Genomic DNA, 2,105 nt, shown 5'->3' on the forward strand with positions numbered 1-2,105 from the left:
CGCCGCGGGCAGCTCGCACCACAACGACAACCCGCCTCCCGGCAGCTCGAACCGCCAGTCCGGCAGCAGCGACGTCAACGCGGACGCCAGCGCATCCCGGCGCAGAGCCAGTCCGGCGCGACGTTCCTCCACCAGCGACGAGCGGAGCAGCCGCGCGACGACGAGTTGCTCGAGCACCGGCGCGCCGAGGTCCAGCGAGGCGCGGGCGTCGAGGATCCGGGCGACCAGGGATTCCGGCACCCGGAGCCAGCCGATCCGGAGCCCTCCCCACAGCGACTTGCTCGCCGAACCGACGGTGATCACCCCGCCGGGATCGAAGGAGGCGAACGGGGCCGGCATCCGCTGCCCGTCCAGCGACAGCTCGAACAACGTCTCGTCGATGATCGCGGTGGTCCGGGCCCGGGCGAAGGCGTTCGCCAGCCGCTGCCGGTCGGCGTCGGACATCAACCAGCCGGTCGGGTTCTGGAAATCCACCACCAGCCAGGCGGCTCGCGGCGCAGTCTGCCGGATCGTTGCCTCCAGCAAAGGAAGGTCCCAGCCGCCGGGGCTCATCGGGACGGCGACCACCCGGGCGCCGCTGCGGCGGATCGCGTCCACCGAGTTCGGGTGGGTCGGGCTCTCGGTCAGCACCCGGTCGCCGATCTGCGTCATCGCCCGGACCGCGATCGAGGTCGCCGCCAGGGCGCCGGCCGTGACGATGATCTGGTCCGGGGTGGTAGGCAGTCCGCGCTCGGCGTAGCGCGCGGCGATCTCCGCGCGCAGTTCCGGGATCCCCTGCGGGTGATAGCCAGGGGTCGCCAGATGCGCCGGAAGATCATCGAGCGCCTCGGCGAACGCAGTACTGAGGCCGGCGACGGCGGGTGAAGCAGCGCAGGTGAAGTCGTAGAGGCCGCCGGTGTCGATGCCCGGAGCATGGTGGCGCCCGAGTTCCGGCTCGAGGCGCGACGGCAAGGAGGTGACGCTGCCGGACCCCCGCTTGCTGGTCAGGTAGCCGCGGTCCCGCAGTTCCCGGTACGCCGACGCGACCGTGGTTCGGCTGACTCCGAGAGCATCCGTCAGTTCACGCTCACTCGGCAGCCGCGCGCCAGGCATGATCCGCCCGTCGGCGATCAGCAGCCGCAGTCGCTCGGCCAGGCTCCGATAGGCCGGGCCGGACGCCTCGGACCAGCTGCCGAGGAGGCCGCCGAGCGTGCTGGCGGGCACATGTTGCCCTGTCATGCAGTCCACTATTGCGTAATTGGCTATCGAACACCAGGCCAATCAGCCACAGACTGAAGCATGTGACCGCCACTTCTGAAGCGCCCAGCGGCAAGACCGTCCGGGGCAGACCACTCGCCGCGCTGAACCCGATCGAGCAACTGCGAGCCGGGCACCTGCCGCGACGTCTCGTCCAGCTCTACCTCGGCCTCACCCTGTACGGCGCTTCGATGGGACTGATGATCCAGGGCAACCTCGGCCTGGATCCCTGGGACGTGCTGCACTCCGGCATCATCAAGCACGTCGATGTCAGCTTCGGCACCGTGGTGATCGTGATGAGCTTCGTGGTGCTGCTCGCCTGGATCCCGTTGCGGCAGTGGCCCGGCCTCGGCACGATCAGCAACGCCATCGTGATCGGCCTGGTGACCGACCTGACGCTGTCGACGGTGGACCGGCCGGACGAGCTTTGGCTGCGGATCGTCTTCATGCTTGGCGGCATCGTGGTGAACGCCCTGGCCGGCGCGCTCTACATCGGTGCCCAGCTCGGCCCGGGCCCGCGCGACGGCCTGATGACGGGTCTCGTACGACGTACCGGCCGCAGCGTGCGCCTGGTTCGTACGACCATCGAGGTCACGGTTCTCGCAATCGGCTGGCTTCTCGGTGGTGTCGTCGGCCTCGGCACAGTCGCCTACGCCCTGGCGATCGGCCCGCTGGTCCACGTCCTGCTGCCGCTCTTCACCGTCAAGCTCGCCGACAAATAAAGCAGCGGGTCCCGGACCAGGTGGACCGGGACCCGCATCGCAGGACCCCTCAGCCTGCGCTCTGGGGTCAGCCGACGGGCTCGAGCCTCTTCTGCTCAGAAGCCTCGGCCGGCTTGATCTTCAGCTTGCGCGGCCACCAGGAACGGG

Annotated in this window: 2 protein-coding genes; one reads left to right on the forward strand and one right to left on the reverse strand. The window is 69.6% G+C overall.

Annotated features, from left to right (window positions below; genetic code table 11):
- Positions 1-1,218, reverse strand: a 1,218-nt coding sequence (yczR, locus tag VFG33_RS29830) for a MocR-like transcription factor YczR (RefSeq protein WP_325056317.1), incomplete at its 3' end; no start/stop codon positions are given.
- A 62-nt stretch (positions 1,219-1,280) separates the two neighbouring features.
- On the opposite strand from yczR, the gene yczE reads away from it, so the two are divergent.
- Positions 1,281-1,958, forward strand: coding sequence for a membrane protein YczE (gene yczE, locus VFG33_RS29835; RefSeq protein ID WP_325056318.1), 678 nt, complete (start codon positions 1,281-1,283; stop codon positions 1,956-1,958).
- The last annotated feature ends 147 nt before the right edge of the window (positions 1,959-2,105 follow it).

The sequence above is a fragment of the Kribbella sp. genome (genome assembly GCF_035687465.1).
In the GTDB taxonomy this organism is placed as follows: Bacteria; Actinomycetota; Actinomycetes; order Propionibacteriales; family Kribbellaceae; genus Kribbella.